At 43.4% G+C, this 20,041-nt stretch carries 17 protein-coding genes; 3 read left to right on the forward strand and 14 right to left on the reverse strand.

All coding sequences use genetic code 11. From position 1 onward, the window contains the following. Positions 1–42: 42 nt before the first annotated feature. A complete protein-coding gene (locus HMPREF1516_RS02760; protein ID WP_000640552.1) occupies positions 43–1,323 on the reverse strand; it encodes a glycoside hydrolase family 125 protein in 1,281 nt (426 codons plus the stop codon). Positions 1,324–1,493: 170 nt separating this feature from the next. Between HMPREF1516_RS02760 and HMPREF1516_RS02765 the strand changes: the two genes are divergently transcribed. Beyond that, positions 1,494–3,581, forward strand: coding sequence for a GH92 family glycosyl hydrolase (locus HMPREF1516_RS02765; RefSeq protein ID WP_000803421.1), 2,088 nt, complete (start codon positions 1,494–1,496; stop codon positions 3,579–3,581). Positions 3,582–3,617: 36 nt separating this feature from the next. Here HMPREF1516_RS02765 and HMPREF1516_RS02770 read toward each other — a convergent pair whose 3' ends face one another. From HMPREF1516_RS02770 to HMPREF1516_RS02820, 11 genes are all read right to left on the reverse strand, one after another. Further along, positions 3,618–5,297 carry an alpha-L-fucosidase gene (locus HMPREF1516_RS02770; RefSeq protein WP_025169582.1) on the reverse strand — a complete coding sequence of 560 codons (1,680 nt, stop codon included), beginning with the start codon at positions 5,295–5,297 and terminating at the stop codon, positions 3,618–3,620. 534 nt (positions 5,298–5,831) lie between these two features. Continuing rightward, positions 5,832–7,337 (reverse strand): zinc ABC transporter substrate-binding protein AdcA, encoded by a 1,506-nt coding sequence (locus HMPREF1516_RS02775; protein WP_033605753.1) that lies wholly within the window; start codon positions 7,335–7,337, stop codon positions 5,832–5,834. A 9-nt stretch (positions 7,338–7,346) separates the two neighbouring features. Further along, a complete protein-coding gene (locus tag HMPREF1516_RS02780; protein ID WP_000950027.1) occupies positions 7,347–8,153 on the reverse strand; it encodes a metal ABC transporter permease in 807 nt (268 codons plus the stop codon). Then, the gene (locus HMPREF1516_RS02785) at positions 8,146–8,850 is read right to left on the reverse strand and encodes a metal ABC transporter ATP-binding protein (protein WP_001269482.1); all 705 of its coding nucleotides are present in this window, start codon (positions 8,848–8,850) and stop codon (positions 8,146–8,148) included. The genes HMPREF1516_RS02780 and HMPREF1516_RS02785 overlap by 8 nt, the downstream gene beginning before the upstream one ends. Then, on the reverse strand, positions 8,850–9,290 hold the full coding sequence (gene adcR, locus HMPREF1516_RS02790; protein WP_001249328.1) for a zinc-dependent transcriptional regulator AdcR: 441 nt from the start codon (positions 9,288–9,290) through the stop codon (positions 8,850–8,852). Before adcR ends, HMPREF1516_RS02785 begins: the two co-directional genes overlap by 1 nt. Positions 9,291–9,439: 149 nt before the next feature. Beyond that, positions 9,440–11,491, reverse strand: coding sequence for a cell surface ecto-5'-nucleotidase Nt5e (nt5e, locus tag HMPREF1516_RS02795; RefSeq protein WP_001042700.1), 2,052 nt, complete (start codon positions 11,489–11,491; stop codon positions 9,440–9,442). Positions 11,492–11,633: 142 nt separating this feature from the next. Next, a complete protein-coding gene (dltD, locus tag HMPREF1516_RS02800; RefSeq protein WP_033605754.1) occupies positions 11,634–12,902 on the reverse strand; it encodes a D-alanyl-lipoteichoic acid biosynthesis protein DltD in 1,269 nt (422 codons plus the stop codon). Next, a complete protein-coding gene (gene dltC, locus HMPREF1516_RS02805) occupies positions 12,895–13,134 on the reverse strand; it encodes a D-alanine--poly(phosphoribitol) ligase subunit DltC (RefSeq protein WP_000351968.1) in 240 nt (79 codons plus the stop codon). Before dltC ends, dltD begins: the two co-directional genes overlap by 8 nt. A gap of 13 nt (positions 13,135–13,147) precedes the next feature. Continuing rightward, a complete protein-coding gene (gene dltB / locus HMPREF1516_RS02810; protein WP_033605755.1) occupies positions 13,148–14,392 on the reverse strand; it encodes a D-alanyl-lipoteichoic acid biosynthesis protein DltB in 1,245 nt (414 codons plus the stop codon). Next, positions 14,389–15,939 carry a D-alanine--poly(phosphoribitol) ligase subunit DltA gene (gene dltA, locus HMPREF1516_RS02815; RefSeq protein WP_033605756.1) on the reverse strand — a complete coding sequence of 517 codons (1,551 nt, stop codon included), beginning with the start codon at positions 15,937–15,939 and terminating at the stop codon, positions 14,389–14,391. The genes dltB and dltA overlap by 4 nt, the downstream gene beginning before the upstream one ends. A gap of 20 nt (positions 15,940–15,959) precedes the next feature. Beyond that, complete coding sequence (locus tag HMPREF1516_RS02820) at positions 15,960–16,091, reverse strand: teichoic acid D-Ala incorporation-associated protein DltX (protein WP_008276434.1); 132 nt, start codon at positions 16,089–16,091, stop codon at positions 15,960–15,962. A 286-nt stretch (positions 16,092–16,377) separates the two neighbouring features. Between HMPREF1516_RS02820 and hslO the strand changes: the two genes are divergently transcribed. Further along, the gene (hslO, locus tag HMPREF1516_RS02825; protein WP_000357860.1) at positions 16,378–17,250 is read left to right on the forward strand and encodes an Hsp33 family molecular chaperone HslO; all 873 of its coding nucleotides are present in this window, start codon (positions 16,378–16,380) and stop codon (positions 17,248–17,250) included. Further along, on the forward strand, positions 17,237–18,217 hold the full coding sequence (gene dusB / locus HMPREF1516_RS02830; protein ID WP_000183314.1) for a tRNA dihydrouridine synthase DusB: 981 nt from the start codon (positions 17,237–17,239) through the stop codon (positions 18,215–18,217). Before hslO ends, dusB begins: the two co-directional genes overlap by 14 nt. Positions 18,218–18,273: 56 nt before the next feature. Here the strand turns inward: dusB and HMPREF1516_RS02835 are convergent, their stop codons facing one another. Beyond that, positions 18,274–18,960, reverse strand: coding sequence for a YoaK family protein (locus HMPREF1516_RS02835; RefSeq protein ID WP_033605757.1), 687 nt, complete (start codon positions 18,958–18,960; stop codon positions 18,274–18,276). A 126-nt stretch (positions 18,961–19,086) separates the two neighbouring features. Beyond that, positions 19,087–19,770, reverse strand: coding sequence for a hypothetical protein (locus tag HMPREF1516_RS02840; RefSeq protein WP_000730912.1), 684 nt, complete (start codon positions 19,768–19,770; stop codon positions 19,087–19,089). Positions 19,771–20,041 lie beyond the last annotated feature (271 nt).

The following is a 20,041-nucleotide window of genomic DNA, read 5'->3' on the forward strand; positions in this document are numbered from 1 at the left end:
GGTGTGATTCTGACACGAATCGGTGAAACTAAAGCGCGCTCCTTAACGAATATCCAGGTAATCCAAGACTAATTCACAGAACATCATGTTGGCCCAAGAAAACCATTCACGTGAGTAAAGCGTTGGGTCATCCACGTGGAAGCTTTCGTGCATGACACCTGTACCACCGTCGCAGGCAACGAGCTGATCCAGCAAGAATTTCTTCTCTGCCTTATCACTTGTTGTCAGGCCTTGGATAGAAAGGGCAATCGGCCAGATATAGCGATAGAAAGTATGAGAACTTCCGAGACCACTAGCATATTCACCTTGGTAGAAATATGGATTTTCAGGGCTCAGAATAGTGCTGCGTGTGGCTTGATACACTTCGTCTTCAATGTCGCAATAGCCCAGATAAGGCGCCGCCAGCAGACTCGGCACATTTGGATCATCCATGATGCTAGCATTTCCTAGACCATCCACTTCAAAGGCGTAAATCTTTTCTCCCTTGCTGTTGGTGGTATAGGCGTAGTTTTCGATACCTTCTTGGATCTCTGCTTGCAGACGTTTAGCGTCTGCCATGATGTTTTGGCTATCAGCTAGATCCAGTTCTTCAAAGATTTCTTGCACATAACCCAAGACAACTACGGCAAACATATTGGACGGAATCAAGTAGCTATACTGACAGCAGTCATCACTTGGACGGAAGGCTGACCAGGTCATACCTGTCACTGCAAAGTCAGGTCCAAAACCATCATTTACCAGAGTATCTTCCCTGCGGTCCGTATCACGGACAAAACGATAAGGAGAGTTCTTGTGGTCTTGCTCTACCATCCACAGATGGAGAATCTCCTTAGTCGCTGCGACAAAAGTCTCATCAAACTGACTGGTCTCGCCAGTCTCTTTCCAAAGGAGATAAGCCAGCTGCAAAGGATAGCAAAGCGAGTCCACCTCGTACTTGCGTTCCCAAATCCAGCCATTAAGGTCAGTGTGGTCAGTCTCGTGGTGCCCCTTCCAGTTTTCCTCAATGTTAAAGGAATTGGCATAAGGATCCTTGAGAATCAAGGTCATCTGACGCTTGACCAAACCTGCAATGGTCTGACGCAAGAGAGGATCTTTTTTAGCCACATGAAGGTAGGGTCTAAGTTGGGCTGTCGAATCCCGAAGCCACATGGCAGGAATATCCCCAGTCAAGACAAAAGTTGAGCCATCTTCTAAGATTTCAACCGTATTGTCCAAGGTATCTGTATAGCAACGCTCGAAGACATCCACCCACTCGGGATGGTCCTTAGCCCGCTCCGCTACTTCGTTCAGCCATTCTCTAACAATTTCTTTCGAATAAATCATCGTGCAGTTTCCTCTTTCAAACAAGTTTCATGTTCAGTATATAGTTTTTGAGACAGAAAATACATACACAAATGATAGTCATTTTTCTACAAAATAGTTATCTTTGAAACTCCTTTTCTAAAGACCTCATTTTTCTGATATAATGTAGAAAAACAGCTAAAGGAAATACTATGAAACCACTACTTGAAACCATCGATACCCGCTTTGGGACTGCTAGCAAGCATGCCTTTTCTCGAGGAAATACCCTGCCCTACACAGGCGTTCCTTTTGGGATGAATTATTTTGTGCCTCAGACCAGCGACCAGGAGGGAGCTTGGTTCTTCGATCCGCATCTGCCCATCTTTCAGGGGATTCGATTGACCCACCAGCCCAGCCCTTGGATTGGCGACTACTCTTGGCTCCTTCTGACACCTGTCACCGGCCAGCTTGGGGGAGATAACCTCTTTCACCGTCAATCCTCCTATGATAGGGATAAAGCTTCCTTCCAACCTCATTATCTGAAGATTTTCTCCCTGCGCTATCAGATTGAAACCCAGCTTACACCGACTTGCTATGGCGCTTCTATTCGTTTGGAGCAAAAGCAAGGCAAATCCCTCTCCCTCTACCTTCACGCTGCAGATGATTTAACAATTGAGCAGGTAGATAAGCAGACTCTAGCCCTCAGACAAGAAGGCAAAACAGAGACCAATAAAAATCCACTGATACTCTTCACCGCCCTACAAATAAATACGGATATTCTTGCTGTCAACCAAGAAAGCGGAGACTGGCGAATTGACTTAGCAAGCAGTCATGCTGACATCCAGCTAGCAACTTCTTTCATCTCGCCTTCTCAAGCTCTGCTTAATCTACCTCAAAAGGACTTTGATAGCTGTAAAGCAAGTGCCCAAGCAGACTGGGAAAATCTCCTCCATCGTTTTGACATACTAGAGACAGGAGAGGCTGACCGGACCTTCTTTGATCACTGCCTCTACAGACTCTTCCTCTTCCCACAGACTTTTTATGAAGTGAACGAGTCAGGGCAAACCATCCATATGGACCTGACTACTGGTACTGTCAAGCCCGGTATCCTCTTTAGCAATAATGGCTTCTGGGATACCTTCCGCACCACCTTCCCCCTCTTTGCCCTTGTCATACCGGAACACTATCACCTCTTTTTAGAAGGTTTCCTCAATAGCTACCGCGATACTGGGTTCCTTCCAAAATGGTTGGCTCCAGATGAACGTGGCATGATGCCTGGTACCCTGCTAGATGGCATTATCGCAGACAGCGCCTGCAAGGACATGGCCCCCGACCTAGAAAAAGAACTCCTTCAAGCCATGCTTGAAACAGCCACTAAGTCCGACCCTCTCGGCATCAATGGCCGCCACGGACTAGCCCAATACCAAGAACTGGGCTACCTCTCTACCGACCACCACGAAAGTGTCAGTCACACCCTTGACTACGCCTATAGCGATTTTTGTATCGCCAGCTGTGCCGAAAAGCTTGGTCAGAATGACATCGCGGAAACATATAGAACTGCGTCTCAAAATTACCGTCATCTATTTGATGCTGAAACAGGTTACATGCGAGCGCGAGATAGTCAAGGAAACTTCCGCCCTGACTTCTCTCCCTATAGTTGGGGACGCGACTACGCCGAATGCTCTGCCATTCAAGCGACTTTAGGCGTTCTCCACGACATCCCAGGTTTGCGTCAACTCATGGGTGGAAAAGAAGCCTTCAGCCACTATCTTTTGAAAGCCTGTCAGGACGCTCCTCTCTTTGAAACCACCGGCTATGGTTACGAGATTCACGAGATGAGCGAGATGGCTACCGCTCCTTTTGGGCAAATCGCCATTTCCAACCAACCGAGCTTCCACATCCCTTATCTCTTCCGCTACAGCGACTACCCTGACTACACTGCTCTACTCATCAAAACCTTGCGTCAGAAAGCCTTTCACCCCAGCTGGGAAGCCTATCCTGGCGATGAGGACAATGGCAGTCTCTCTGCTTGGTACATCTGGTCAGCTCTTGGATTCTACCCGATCTGTCCGGGCAAGCCAAGTTACGATCTCGGAATTCCTCTCTTTGACCACCTCCGTATCTACCTAGCCAAGGAAAATAAATGGCTGGATATCCATGCCGAGCAAAACCACAGCCATTTCAACTTTGTCAAAGAATGCCGATTGGACAAGGCTCCTGTATCTAGCATTCAACACCAAGACCTCTTGAAAGCTGAGCAACTGACCTTCACCCTCAGCTGGCTACCAAATCACTCCTAACCAAAAGAACCTTTGCATCGCGCAAAGGTTCTTCTTTTATGAAACTTGGACCTGAAGCTGGTCAACCAGCTGCCTATCTACCGTCAGATTTAGATAAAAATCTAAGTTTTTATCGCCTGCAAAATACAAGGTTGGTAGCGTCAGCCTTTTTTCAGTCTCGCCAACTTGAAACGCAAGGACTTGAATCTCGTCCCGATAAGCAACACCATGCACACCCGTCCCTGGTTGAATCGAAATCTTAGCTTCTAAAGGACTGCTAGATTCTCTTCGCTTCACTGTAAAGTGGACATTTTCTCCCTTGGTCACAACTAGACTTTTTTCTGAAAACTCTAACTGTTGAACAGCTTCTTTTTTCGACAAGGTAGGTGTTTTATAGAGTGAAATCTTGGTCAACAAAGGCAAAGCCTGTGCCTCTGTAATGATCACACGCACCTTCTGAGCCTCTACCATGGATCCTCGCAAAAGGCGTTTATAGCCAACAGTATAGCCGGATTCAAACTCCTGCCAGACACCATCCAACTCTACCTGAACACGGAAAGCAGCGATGCGTTGCCCCAAATTCAAATCTTCTCTTAACTCAATCACATCAAAAGCTTTAGGTGCACCTAAATCAAGCTCTAATTGGATTGGCAACTCTGCATCACTTGCCCATGAACTGGTCTCTAGCCCATCTGTCAGATGATGACAGGCATAGTCTGGTGATAGAGCAGGGCCAGATACCGTGGCTCCCAAAGCCAAATCTTCTTTATATAGCTCGTCACGGTAGGCAGCAAATTCATAGAGACGCTGGATATCCTTTTCATCAAAGAGGCCATCTTGGTTCGGTGGGATATTAAGCAAGAGTGGAGTTCCCCACCCTACCGAGTGAAAGTAGATTTCGACCAACTCCTCCAGAGACTTAGGATCCTGTTCCTCATGGTAAAACCAGCCCGGCCGAAGAGAAACATCTGCCTCACCAATTGAAAATAGCGTCCCAAAGGGGTCTCCGTGCTGTAGATAATCTAATTCCGCCTCTGTCCCCAACTGATCTGGCTTGACTTTTTGCCACAAGGGATCCCCTGCATAGCCTCGTTCATTGCCAATCCAGCGAATACTAGTTCCCTCAGTTGAGAAAATCAAACAATCGCCCTGCAAGTCACGAATGGTTTCAAACCAAGTCTCAAACTCATAGTTGACTTTTTGGGCCCCTTCGCCTCGAGCACCATCCATCCAAACCTCAGCGAACTTACCAGCATTCCCATAGTCAGGATTTGATAAGATTTCCTTCAACTGAGCCAGATAATAGGCATTGTAGTCTGCTTCTCGGTCCACATGATAGAGGGGACTGTGAGCATCCCAAGGAGACAAATACACTCCCATATCCATGTCAAACTCAGTCGCAGCTTGGGAAACCTCAAGGAGCAAGTCCCCCTTTCCATCCCTCCAAGGGCTAGCCTTGACCGAATAATCTGTATGAGCTGTCGGGTAGAGGACAAAACCATCGTGGTGCTTCACCACTAAAATCAGTTTTTTAAAACCCGTTTCTTTGAGCACCCGAATCCATTCCCGCGCATCCAACTTGGTCGGGTTAAAACGCTTGGGATCCTCTTGCCCACTTCCCCATTCTTGGTCATAAAAGGTATTGGGACCAAAATGGATAAAGGCAGCTAGTTCATCTTCTAAATAAGCTAGCTGGGCCTGGCTTGGTAATGGTCCATGCGGTTTTATGTTCGTCATCATCTCACATCTCTTTCTCTTGTTCACAAAGTTATCCACAACTTGTGGATAAGAAAACATACCTAAAAACTAGTCTTTTCAGACTCCAGCTTTTAGACTTGGAAGCTTTCACCCTAAACAGACCTTTATCAAATAGCTTTATACTAGGGTTTCTACTAGCTTTCTAGAAAGTCACTAATATACGGAACTATTATCAGGATACTTCAACACCCAGAGTTGTATGTTATTTTCCCCTAGACTTATCCACAGGCTGTGAATAAACTATTGTTCCAGACCGCTCTCTCCTTGACTATAACAAAAAGCGATAGTAGCGTCAATATGACTAAGATTTCTTCCTAAATCCCCTGAAAAGATTCTATAATTTGTACAATCGTAGCTTTTGTATTTGCCAGCTAGTTAGAATCAGCCAAAGTCTACTAAGCAAAAAATGACTGCTTTATCACATTGTGAACAGCACAGCTATGTACTATAATACCTAACAACCTAATCATTTCCAGCAAAAAATCCCGCAGATTTGCGGGATCTTCTCTTGCATCAATGCGCCAACATTTCTTGGGCGATTTCTTGTCCAGATAGGTTATCTGGGTAGTAGGTTGGCCAGTTATCCATCTCTTCAAAGAGGGCTTCTTGGCTGGTACCTCCAAAGAAGATATGGAAATGTTCTGCCTTAACTGGGGCAATATTGTGATCACTAAACTGAACGTACTTGAACTGTCCAGCGTCCGCATCTGTCGCTTCAAAGAGGAAGCGCACACCACGATTGCCTTTCTTATATGTCAAGATTTTCTTGCCGACATACTTGTAGGTGAATTTCTTGCTTTGGCCACCTTGAACAAATTCCATAGTGTTGTCCGTGATGTTGATCTTAGTCACATCTGTCTGATAGCCTTTTCTATAGTAAGCCTTGTACTCATCCTTGGTCATCTTACCAGTCAACTTAGCCTTGTAGTCAAAGACTTGATCAAAGGTCCCATCTTCAAGGAAAGGATAAACTGACTGCCAGTTGCCAACATAGTCACTCAAGGTACGATCTTTGACATCTGCATCCTCAAAGTAACCGTTGTGAACTGTCTTAGTGTTTTCTTCCTTCTCTGGCTCGATTTCTGGTCCTTCTTGGTCCGTTGTTTGTTTCAAAGCCTTGAGGTTTTTCTCCATCACAGAGATATAGTCCTCACCATCCTTGGTTGCTTCTTCTGTTAGACTTTCTAGCGGATTGAGCACGTCTAGTTTGACACCTGTTTCTTTTGAAAGTGTATTGGCGAGGGCTTGTGAGGCATTTTCTTCAAAGTAGATATAAGAAATCTTGTTTTTCTTAATATACTCTGTTAATTCTGCCAAACGTGCTGCTGATGGCTCTGCATCTGGTGATAGACCTGAGATGGATACTTGCTTGAGACCATAGTCCAAGGCAAGGTAGTTAAAGGCAGCGTGCTGGGTCACAAAGCTCTTTTGTTTAGCTTGAGACAAGCCATCTGTGTAGGCCTTGTCCAAGACTTGCAATTTTTCGATATAGGCAGCAGCGTTCTTTTCAAAAGTCTCTTTTTTATCAGGATAATCTGCTGACAAGCTGTCACGGATATGCTCTACCAGTTTGATGGCGCGTGCTGGTGAAAGCCAAACATGAGGATCGTAGTCGTGATGGTGACCCTCGCCGCCATGATCATGCCCTTCCTCTTCTTCCTCACCTCCTGGTAGGAGCAGCATATCACCTGTCGCCTTGATAGTTTTCACCTTTTTCTTATCCAAGGATTCTAGCAATTTTGGAACCCAAGTTTCCATGTTTTCATTTTCATAGACAAAGGTATCTGCATCTTGGATTTTGGCAACTGCCTTGGCAGACGGTTCATACTCATGGGGTTCTGTACCAGCACCGATGAGGAGTTCTACATTAGCAGTATCTCCTGCGACTTGTTTGGTAAATTCGTAGACAGGGTAAAAGGTTGTCACGATATTTAGCTTCCCATCTGCCTGTTTTTGATTGGAACAAGCCACTAAAAACAGGGCACATAGACTAGCTAGTAGTAAGCTCAGTTTTTTCATTTCATTCTCCTATTTGATAAAACGTTTCAGTAGACTGACTAACAAAAAGACAGCTACAAAGATAATGGTGATACTAGCACTGGCAGGGGTTTCTGCATAGTAGGAAATATAGAGACCTGCCACCATTCCCAAAAAGCCAATAGCGCTGGCTAGTAACATAACGGATTTAAAGTTTTTCCCCAGACGAAGGGCAATGCTAGCCGGCAAGACCATAATGGTCGACACCAAAAGGGCTCCTGCAGCTGGAATCATAAGGGCAATGGCCACCCCTGTCACCATGTTAAAGAGGATAGACATGGTACGAACTGGCAAGCCATCTACAAAAGCCGTGTCCTCATCAAAGGTCAGGATATACATTGGTCGCAAGAATAAGAAAGTCAAGAGTAAAACGACCGCCGCAATGGCAAAGAGGAATAGCACCTGCTCCTGGCTAATGGTTACAATCGAACCAAAGAGATATTGGTCCAAACTCATGGAACTCGAACTTTTCCCCTTACTCATGACAATCAGAGACACTGCAAGTCCTGTTGACATGAGGATGGCTGTCCCGATTTCCATAAAGTTCTTATAGACTGTCCGGAGATACTCTAGAAAGACCGCTGCGATCAAGACAATAGCAATGGTTGAAATAGTTGGAGAAATTCCCAAAACCAGACCAAAGGCTACCCCTGACAGAGAAACGTGACTGAGGGTATCACTCATGAGACTCTGACGACGTAAGATAAGGAAGGTCCCAAGAACTGGAGAAAAGAGACTCATGGCAATGACCGCCAAGAAGGCACGCTGCATGAAGTCATAAGATAACAAACTAAGCATGGTCCACCTCCTGGTCGCTTTCGTGAACGTTAAAACAACGCCATGGCGAATCTTGGTTACGAACCAGATGGATATTGCGATCCGCATAGTCCTTGACTTCCTCAGGGTCATGGGTAATCATCAAAACAGCCTTGCCATGATGATGAGCACTATGGTGCATGAGTTCGTAAAATTCATTTTTGCTTCCTGCATCCATCCCTGTCGTCGGCTCATCCAAGACGAAGATATCTGGGTCAGAAGCAAACATCCGAGCAATCACTGCTCGTTGCTTTTGCCCTCCCGAGAGGGACCCAATTCGTTTGTCACGGTGTTCCCACATACCAACCGAGTCTAGACTAGCCTTGATATGCTCCTCATCATGGGCATTCAAACGACGGAACCAGCCCTTTCGCGGATAACGACCCGACTTGACAAATTCATAAACCGTACTTGGAAAACCAGCATTAAAACTGGCAATCTGCTGGGGAAGATAAGCGATCCTAAGCTTTTTCCCATGAGTGTTTGTCTTTGAGATGGTTACCTTACCAAATCTTGGTTGCAAGATGCCTAGACTTGCCTTAATCAGCGTCGTCTTGGCAGCTCCATTTTCACCAGTCAGGGTGACAAACTCCCCACTATCAACACTGTAGTTGATATGTTCGAGGACAGGTTCCTTGTCATAATAGAAAGACAAGTCCTCTACTGTAATATACCGCATTATTTGATTTCTCCTACTAAAGCAGTTAAAAACCGCTGGATAACTTCTTGTTCATTTGGAGTAAACTGACTTGCCACTTGTTCATAGGCTAAGAGCGTGTGTTCATGATGATGGTGGTGTTCCTCTGCCACTGGTCGAGCCAGCTCTGTCAGTTGATAAAAGATCACACGCGCATCTTTGGGATCTCTGGATGTCTCTAACATACCCTCTTTGACCAAAGATTTGATAGCCTTGGTCACTGCCGCCTGACTGACATTAAGGCGACGGGCCAACTCCGAGTTGGTTAGGGATTCTTCTGACAAGAGCATGAGGATGTGTTCCTGAGTATTGGTCAAGGCAACGTCACTCGTGCAATGCCCGATTAGAATTTCATGCTGGTTCTCAGATCTCAAGATCACCTCGTTTAAAAAGTTATCGATTTCCTGCGCAAGCTGTCTCATGTGTTACTCCTTCCCTAGCTATCTTTTTCGTAAAAAAACATAGATAGCCACCGATTCTTTACTGGTTAATTATATCATAAACCAAAAAAGAGTCAAGGGAAAAAGGCGTAAAAACGTTTCCCTAGACTCTTCTAGATATGAAATTTAACCTATTTTTGCTTTGGTTTTCGGCTCGATAAGATACCTGCCAGACCAGCTACCATTCCCATCAAGAGCAAGAAGATGGATTGTTCACTTCCTGTATTTGGGAGAGCTTTTTCTGAGACAACCGCCTTCTTGCTAAATTGACCTGCCACCTCATAAGTAAGTGGTACATTTGTAGTCGCATCGTTAGCAGCCGCATTCGTTTGAGGCGTTTCTACTGGTAGACTAAAAGTTGTAGAATCCACAGAAATCGTCCGTGAGTTCGGATTGATCTTTTCATACTGGGTCAAATCAGCGGTTTTAAGATACTCTTCAAAGGCTGCATCCATAGAAGGACCTTCTTCTCGCGCACCACCTAACATAGTGTAACCATCACCACCTGCAGCTAGGAAATCATTGGTTGCAAGATAGTAAGTTTTTGCAAGGTCTAGAAGATCATAACGACCAGTTGTACGGTTTTTGACCTGGATGGCCAAGACACGTTTACCTGATGGTAGGTTGGTATCATAGTAGACCTTCACACCTGAAACTTGCAAGAAACCACCACTTGGTTCTAACAATGGTTGTCCGTTCTCATCCAAGACCTTCTTGCCATCTTTATCGACCTGCAAGATAGATCCGAGTGACTTTTCAAACATATCCAAGACTTGTTGCCCAGTCACTTGGATTTGTGAGATGGTATTTCCAAACGGAAGAACGGCAATGACATTTCCTTTAGTAATTGGTTTGCCTTTTGCAATGGTTTCACGCAAGCCACCACCATTTGTCACAGCGATGTCTGTCGGATGGCTAAATCCTGTTTGACCATACTGATAGAGCGAGTCCGCTACGACGTTTCCGAGGTTAGTTTCACGAACCCGAACATTTTCACGATCTCCGTTGAGTTCTACAGGGCTGTTTGAAACGACTTCAACAGCATTTTCAGCATCGTATTTTTGTTTAATGTCTTTGACTAGTTTTTCAACTGTTGGATTGGCTGGTAATTTTTTAGCATCAGCAGCCGGAATCTGAGTTGGATTGCCCAAAAGCTGACGTGATTTGTAGGTGATTTTCCCTACATTATGAAGGTAACTCCCTGTTTGGTTATAGGTAACATTGTCTCCATAGGTCGTTGATTCTACTGTATGAGAGTGACCGTCGATTACTGTTACGCGTTTCCCTTTCAAACGAGGATTTTTAGACAAGGCTTCTGCCAAAGTTGAACCACGCCATTCGACTGGGGTTGTGGTATCTACACCCAAGTGAGCGAGCACAACATAGTGTTTGTAGTCCTTACCTTCTGCACGAGCCTTGGCTTGAACTTCTTCGATGACCTTATTGACTTCAGAGATTGGATCTGTAAAAGTTACCCCTTTGACATTTTTAGGGTGAGTTTTGGTTGCTGTTTCAGGTGTTGTCACGCCGATTACAACAAATTCATCACCTTCCACAGTCTTATCTTTATCAACGATTGTAGAAGCTTCAAAAAGACGAGCTCCATTGACATAGGTATTTGAGCTAAGTAATGGGAATTTCAAGATTTCCTTGTATTTTTTAACTTCATCAAGACCAAAGTCAAACTCATGGTTTCCTACTGCCATGGCATCATACTGCATCTGATTAAGAATTTCAGCACGCGCTTCACCCTTAGTAGAGTTGGAAATCGGTAAACCTTGAAAAGCGTCTCCCGCATCAACTACCAGAGTATTTTGATTTGACTTCGCACGCTCCTGTTCAATGACAGTCGCTAACTTGGCATCTCCAATTACTCCCTTTTCCTCTACAATACGACCATGGACATCATTGGTGTGTAAGATAACGGTGTCCTTTTCTTCGCTTTTGGTAGATTCAGCAGGAGCTGACGGAGTTTCTGCAGGTACAACCGCTTCTGAAGTTGCCGAAGTTTCCGGTACCGCAGGGCTCTCAACAGGAGCTGGAGTCGCCGACGTAGCTGGAGTCGCTACAACAGCTGAACTTTCTGCAGGAGTTGTTGCTTCTTCAGCATAGACTTGTCCAGCTAAGAAGGCTGGAGCTAACAGGGCTGTCGATAAGACAGGTAACAAAGAACGTTTGTTCATTTTAAAATCCCTTTCTTTTCTTTTTCTCTTTTATATTATACGCTATTTCTAAAAATTTTGAAACTTTTGACCTATTTTCATCTTAAATATTCGCCATTTAAACAAAAAAGCTTGGGTTTAAATCCCAAACCTTTAGACCATTTTATTTGAAATCTTTGATGTTCCCATCATAGGTCGCCCAGTCCTTGCTAAAGAAGCGGTCATTCATCTTGTAGTCTGGAGCTGGTTTCGGATCCGTCAAGAAAGGATTGACAACCTTATCAAAAGCCAGCCAACCTAACCATCCTAGATGAATGGTGTCCTTAACAAAATAAGGGTCCCCTCCATTTTTTGAAAAATCAGCAATATTGGTAAAACCCTGACTTTCTAATTGGTAACGAATTTTCTCCACTGCATGTTGATACATCTCTTCGCTGAGCCCTGTGTACTCCATCCACTTCTTGTTAACCGGCTGAATGACAAAGAGCACATTGACATTCGACTTAGCAAATTGATTGAGGACCAGCTGCAAATCATTGTACTCAGAGGACTTGAGGAAGTTGTAATTTTTTTGATATCCTTCCCATTTTTTTAAATCCTTTTGAATCTCTCTCGTATAGAAATGATTTTCCATCCCCATATCGTTATTGGTCGTATTTGCTTCTGCGTCCTTACGAACAATTTTTTCTAACTCTTCATAAGAAAATTGATCCGGAAGATCTTTTAAATAGTTCTCCACGTGTTCCTTGTACTTGAGTTGTCCTCGAATGGAGAATTGTCCAAAGAGAGCGGATTGTTTTTCGTTGAATCGCGCAAAAATATCAATAGCAACCTGATCAACATCTGATAATTCTTCACCCTTTGACAGTTTTTGAACAATGCCTTTTAATGCAACATTAGGATTCTGCTTTAACAATCGAATAGCCGCATGCTTTGCAGCAATGTCACCAGATTGATTTCCCAAAAAAGCTGTCAATTGGTCACTGTTAAAAAATCTCTGAAACGCTGCGGGTTCATAATCTGTCTCCGTAAACCACTGAGGCGAAATCACAAATACAGCCTGCTTATTCTCTATTTCTGGCAAAATTTGCTGTAGACCAAAATATTGATTGAGAGAGGCTGCTCCTGCTTGACCTAGAAAGTAAGGACGATAGGGACGATGGTATTTTTCCGCTAAAACAGCTGGATGGACACTATCAAATCGAATCCATTCACTGGACCCTAGAAAAGGAATAAAACGCATATTTGGATCCGTAAGAGCCCTTACCTTTTGACTTCTCTCTTTAAAACTCTCTGCACTAACAGAAGCCGCCGAGTATTTTTCCTCCGTCAGATTATGGCTTGTTGTACTTGGATAAAAAAAGATGAGTAGAAGAACCAAAAATCCAGCAATGAAGATAGGCCCGAAGATCAGCCACAAGCGTTTAAGCATTCTTCAACTCCGTAATACCTGCTACGATTTTATTAGCCGTATTCCAGTCATCACGACCGAACTCCGTCACTGGAACACGAATGTCAAAACGGTTTTCAATCTCAACAATCAATTCAACCGTTCCCATACTATCCAAGACACCGGCATCAAAAAGATCTTCATCCATCATGTCAGAAACATCTTCCATAAACAACTCATCAATAATTTCAATAACTTCTGATTTGATATCCATTTTTTATATCCTTTTATTTTTTAAACCATAAATCATTCAAAAATCCAGAAAAGATTAAGAATGAAACCATCACGACATGGAAGGTGACAACCATGCCAAGCAACTGAATCCAGCGATTCTCAGGTAAGGAACCCTTTCCAGCTTTTTTCCGTTCTTTATTGAGCGCTTTTTTCTTACGAACCCAAGCGTCATTGATGACTAGCCCAATCCCATGGAAAAGTCCGTAGACGATATAATACCAGGTCACACCGTGCCAAAATCCCATAATCAGCATATTTACAATATAGGCTACACTTGAGGTCACATTGCGATTTTTAAAGACCTTCTTTCTGGTCAACACCATGACCATTCGCATAAAGACAAAATCACGGAACCAGAAAGACAGACTCATGTGCCAGCGATTCCAAAACTCTTTTAAATCCCTTGACAAAAAGGGCTTGTTAAAGTTGATAGGACTATGAATCCCCATCAAGTTTGAAATGGCTAAGGCAAACATAGAGTAGCCCGCAAAGTCAAAGAAGAGCTCCAGACCAAAGGTGTACATGACCGCTAAAGCGTAGAGGTTAAAGAAACCACCTGTCTGCAAGGCCAAATTTTTCAGCGGAGGCAATAATGTCTCTCCTAAAATGTGAGCCAAGATAAACTTGTAGAGGAAGCCAAGCATGATATATTTGACAGCCTCTTCTAGCATATCCATCAGCTCATCCCGCTCAGGAATGGTCTCGTAATTTTCATTGAAACGTTTAAAACGATCAATGGGACCACTTGAGAAAGTCGGCATAAAAAGAAGAAAACGCAAGAATTGCCAAATCGTTAAATCCTTGATGACACCGTCTCTCAACTCGACGATAACCCCAACTGCACGAAAGGTTAAGTAAGAAATCCCTAAAAATCCAAACAAAGATTGAGGTCCATGAATAGCAGGAGATACTTTCACAAAGACGATTGGCAATAGGGATAGAAAGCTAACCAGGTAAAATATCCATTTACTATCCCCTTGTTTCCTGTACCTTTTGTAGAAAGATACAAGCAGTACTTGCCAGATAACGTAAAGGATCAAAGCGTTTATTTGATTCGTCTTTCCACCGACCAACATGGTCACGATAAAGAAGAGACTAACAAGCACCTCATACAAGGCAAAACGTTTCTTGAAAAAAAGACCGATAAAGATAGGTAAAGTCGCAACAATTACATATAAAAAGTACTGAAGATCACCATAAGGTTCCAAATGAGGTAGCTGTTTATAAAGCTCCATCATCTACTGTTTACCTCGTTAATCAAGCCCTTGATATCAATTTTACCATTAGGCGTTAGCGGCAAACTATCTCGATAAAGAAACTTAGACGGCATCATATAAGACATCATGATATCTGCTAGGTCTTCCTTGATAGCCTTGGTAATATCGATATCGCGTTCAAACTTCTCGCGGACACCGTCCTTTAGGATGACATAGGCCAGTAGATTTTGTACCTTGTGGTCCTTGTTATAACGTGGGACAGCAACGGCCGACTCGATAAAGCGAGACTTGTTGAGGTTTTGAGAGACATCTTCCAGCTCAATGCGATAACCATTAAACTTAATCTGGAAATCCATGCGTCCACCATAGAGAAGCAAGCCCTCATCTGTCATAGTTCCTACATCCCCTGTGTGGTAGGCTGGAAGACCTTCGAACTCAAAGAAAGCTTCTGCCGTTTTTTCAGGATTATTCATATAGCCTTTTGAAACAGCTGGCCCAGAAACGATGATTTCTCCTTGCTCACCATTTGGAACTTTCTTACCTTCCTCATCAATGACAAAGGTCGGAGAATCCGCCTTGGTATAGCCGATTGGCAGGCGTTTGAGAGTCTTCAACATCTCGTCCGTCACGGCAACTGCTGACAGGGCTACTGTCGCTTCTGTTGGACCGTAAGCATTGATAATACGGGCATCTGGGAATCGCTCACGTAGTTTTTGAGCAGTTTTGACCGTCAATTCTTCACCATCAAAGTAGAAATGCGTGATGCCAGGCATTTTCTCACTGTTAAAGTCTTCTGACAACATGGCCATATCTGCAAAGGACGGTGTTGAGGTCCAGATAGCAATGGGCAAGGAAAAAATTGTCGCAAAGAGTTTTTTGAAGTCCTGAGTAATGGCTGAAGGAAGAGCGAAAAGCGTGCCACCCAGTGCCAAGGTTGGCGCCCAATACATGACAGATAGGTCAAAAGAATAAGGGGGCTGAGCCAGCATTTGCGGACGACTTGGCGTCGCAAATTCCTTATCTGTAATCATCCAGTTGGTAAAGCTGAGGAGATTATCATGGGAGATCTGCACTCCCTTAGGCTTACCAGTCGTACCAGAAGTAAAGATGATGTAGTAGTTGTCATCTCCCTTGACTGGATGGGTCATCTCGTAGCTGGAAGCTTGAGCAAAAGCTTCATGGACTTGCTTTAAATTCAGCATCGGTGTGCTAGTTTGCTCTAATGGAAAATCTGAGATAGCAATAATCAAGCTTGGCTCTGCAACTTCTACGATAGCAGAAACTCTTTCCAAGGCCGAATGGCTATCAATTGGGATATAGGCATGACCTGACTTAGTTAGCGCTACAAAGGTAGCCAACATCTCATATTCCTGACCACCAAAAACGACGACTGGAGATTTCTCAGGCAAGCCTAGTTGGTCGATAGCTGCAGCTAAACTATCTGAATCAGCCTTCAGATCACCATAAGTATGCTCTTGACCTAAAACATTGTAGACAGGATATGTTGGTTGCGTTTGAGCAAAGTGCTCAATCGTTTCAATCATATCTTTTATCGGTTTATTAGACACTGTTCCTCTTCTCCTTTAAACTAGAACTCATTATAAATAAAGGTGCCTTGGCTCTGACCAAGGTAACTAAAAAAATAAAGCAAACCAAGTAAGATTACAAAATATAGAGCCGTCCGGCCTAAGAATACATGTAAATTTCGTTGTTTTTTCATAAGCTATCCATTAATATATTATTTCTATTAGCTATCAGTATGTATTGTTAGCATCTTATCTTCCTAACATTTTACCACTTTATCAACCTTTTTTTCAACTGTTTACCATAACTTAAAAATTGGTTTTAGCTTATTTTAAGATAAATTAAAATGTTAACAGTAAATGTGAACAAAAATTTCCATTTCTATAAATCTCCTATACCAGTCATCACAAATTAAACAGTTTAAAAATTGACAGCAAACACACGGCTCCCCCTTTGGGCATTTTTATGCTAAAATAGTAGCTATGGATAAAATTATTAAAACAATATCAGAAAGCGGAGCCTTTCGTGCTTTTGTCCTTGATAGCACTGAAACCGTCCGCACTGCTCAAGAAAAACATCAAACTCAAGCCAGTTCAACTGTCGCACTTGGTCGAACTCTTATCGCTAGCCAGATTCTCGCAGCCAATGAAAAAGGAAATACCAAGCTAACGGTTAAAGTTCTTGGAACCAGCTCTCTCGGTGCCATCATCACGGTCGCAGATACTAAGGGAAATGTCAAAGGCTATGTGCAAAATCCCGGTGTAGATATCAAAAAAACTGCAACAGGTGAAGTCCTAGTCGGACCTTTTGTCGGCAATGGTCAATTTCTCGTTATCACAGACTATGGTACTGGAAATCCTTACAATTCTATGACTCCTCTCATCTCTGGGGAAATCGGTGAAGACTTGGCCTACTACCTGACAGAAAGCCAACAAACCCCTTCAGCAGTTGGCCTCAATGTTCTTTTAGACAAAGACGACAAGGTCGAAGTTGCCGGTGGTTTTCTTCTCCAAGTTTTGCCAGGAGCCAAGGAAGAAGAGATTGCCCGCTTTGAAAAACGCATCCAAGAAATGCCAGCCATTTCAACTCTTCTAGAAAGCGACGACCATATCGAAGCCCTTCTCAAGGCTATCTATGGTGACGAATCTTACAAACGTCTATCTGAAGAAGAAATTCGTTTCCAATGCGACTGCAGCAAAGACCGTTTTATGAACGCTCTTGCCACCCTTCCAAGCTCAGACTTAGAGGAAATGAAAGAGGAAGACCACGGGGCAGAAATCACTTGCCAATTCTGCCAAACAACTTACAACTTTGATGAAAACGACCTGGAGGAACTCATTCGTGACAAATCTTAATACACCTTTTATGATTGGCAATGTTGAGATTCCCAATCGTACTGTTTTAGCACCCATGGCTGGTGTCACCAACTCAGCCTTTCGTACCATCGCAAAAGAGCTCGGGGCTGGACTCGTTGTCATGGAAATGGTCTCTGACAAGGGAATCCAATACAACAATGAAAAAACCTTGCATATGCTTCACATCGATGAAGGCGAAAATCCCGTTTCTATCCAACTCTTTGGTAGCGATGAAGACAGCCTAGCACGCGCAGCAGAATTCATCCAAGAAAACACCAAGACCGATATCGTCGATATCAACATGGGCTGCCCAGTTAACAAAATCGTGAAGAACGAAGCTGGCGCTATGTGGCTCAAGGACCCAGACAAGATCTACTCTATTATCAACAAGGTCCAATCTGTCCTTGATATCCCCCTAACTGTCAAAATGCGCACCGGCTGGTCTGATCCATCCCTAGCCGTGGAGAATGCCCTCGCAGCTGAAGCTGCTGGTGTCTCTGCTCTCGCCATGCATGGCCGTACCCGCGAACAAATGTACACAGGCCACGCAGACCTCGAGACCTTGCACGATGTAGCCCAAGCACTGACTAAGATCCCATTTATCGCCAACGGTGACATCCGTACAGTTCAAGATGCTAAACAACGCATCGAAGAAGTTGGTGCTGACGCAGTTATGATTGGCCGAGCAGCCATGGGAAATCCCTACCTCTTCAATCAAATCAACCACTACTTTGAAACAGGAGAAATCCTTCCTGATTTGACCTTTGAGGATAAGATGAAAATCGCCTACGAACACTTAAAACGCTTGATTAGCCTCAAAGGAGAAAAAATTGCAGTCCGTGAATTCCGTGGCCTCGCTCCTCACTACCTTCGTGGTACATCTGGCGCAGCCAAACTTCGTGGAGCTATTTCACAAGCTAGCACTCTTGCAGAGATTGAGGCCCTCTTGCAACTAGACAAAGCATAGTCCCACATCTACAACTCAAAAAAACGGCAAAGCTCAAAAATGAGTCTTGCCGTTTTTTATATGTTTTCATCTTGTAAATCTAATTGCTTCACTCTAGCTATATAATAGGACATAATCAAAAACAAATTGAGGCTGACAATCCATATAGACCATTCATGAAGAAAATGCATCAATACAGCCAAGCTGATTGCGCCCACTATGAAACTTCCCACAACAATCCCATAATTTAAGGCCTGACGACGGTATTCTTGGATATTTCCTTCTCTTCTAGCAATGCGATACAAAGCGGTCAACATCTTTCGGTAATTTCCAGACGTCATAAAAATGACATAGGGATGATCTTCAATCAAACTGCCCGTAAATGTTAACATCATCATTCCTGTTCCAAAAGCGATGCAAGGAACTTCTATTAGAGGAAATCGTGAAAAGAAAGGGAGAATAAGAGTTCCAATAAATAAAGGGAGCAGCATCTTAACCCGCCAGTAGGCCGTTTTACGGTATTCTTTCATGTGCAATGCAAACAGAAATCCTAGAGAAAAGAAAATAATGGAGCAGAATCGTAGCATCGTATTGATAACATCTGAGTCGTGCCAATCAGATATCAATAGGAGAATATTCCCTGTCTGTGTCGCTACCAAACTATGGTATTGAATATGGCAAAACACATCCAAAGAACCACCTACAAATCCAAGAAATACTCCCATCAATCGTGTGTTTTGAGGTAAGATTAATTTATCCGCCATGTATTATCACTCGTTTTCCTTTGATTTTTTTATTATACCACTTTCTCTTGGAGAAACTAAGTGAAAAACAGTTGACTCACTCTTTTACAGAACGATTTCTAGTAAGAGTCAAAACACAAAATTTTATTATTGAATCAAGGCAACGCTTGAAACTTTACCATCCGCACCTGTTGTAATTTGGATGATTTTTCCTCCTCCGATTTTAGCATTATACTTGCCATCATCAAGAGTGTAAGAGTAGCCTCTAATAGAGTAGTTTTCTTTATTTCCTTCTGCAGTTTCTACTGTAAATTGGCCCCCTGATGAAACCGTAATAGTTTCGCCATTCGCTCCCTTCCAGTTGCCTGCAGCTGCTGAGAAATCACCATCGACCATGGTTAAAACACCCTTGTAGCGTTTGTTGTGTTCTGCTTGCTTGTCTTGAAGTTTGCGGTCAGTTGTTGGATCATAGCCTGACTGGTTAGACTGGGCTTGAGAGCCTTGCTGAGTTGAAGGTGCCTGAGATGGAGCTTGCTGACTAGGGGCTGCTTGTTCTTGTCTTGATTCAGGCGCTGATTTCGCTTGTGACTGATCCGCCGCTGTAGAAGACTGACCAGAAGATGCCTGGGCCTTTTCAGATGAAGCTGAGCTTGAAGATTTTTGAGTCTTGCTTTCTTTGCTAGAAGAAGCTGCTTTAGAGCTTGATGATTGACTTGTCTTTGCAGAGCTACTGGTTTGAGTGGATTCGTTTTTATTTCCACAAGCTCCTAGTAGCAAGGTAGAAGCCAACACAGTCACTGCCATCAATTTGATATAGGTTTTCTTTTTCATTTTTTACTCCTTTGTAATGTTTTTGAAATATCAAGAAATCTTTTTGTAATACAATTGTAACATTGGGTTTTGAATCTGTCAACTATTTAGAGAACCTATTTTAAAAATTGTTCCCTCCACTATTTCAATTCGTAATCGAAACGAAAAAAATAGAAATTTTTTTAGATTAGAGTCCTATTTTTTGCATCTCTCTTGTGTAATTCTAAGAAAGATAGCCATTCATAAAAAATGATGATAAATAAAAAGGTCGGGAAAAGTTCCCGGCCTCGTT

Source organism: Streptococcus sp. CM6, assembly GCF_000526095.1.
GTDB lineage: Bacteria > Bacillota > Bacilli > Lactobacillales > Streptococcaceae > Streptococcus > Streptococcus oralis_BW.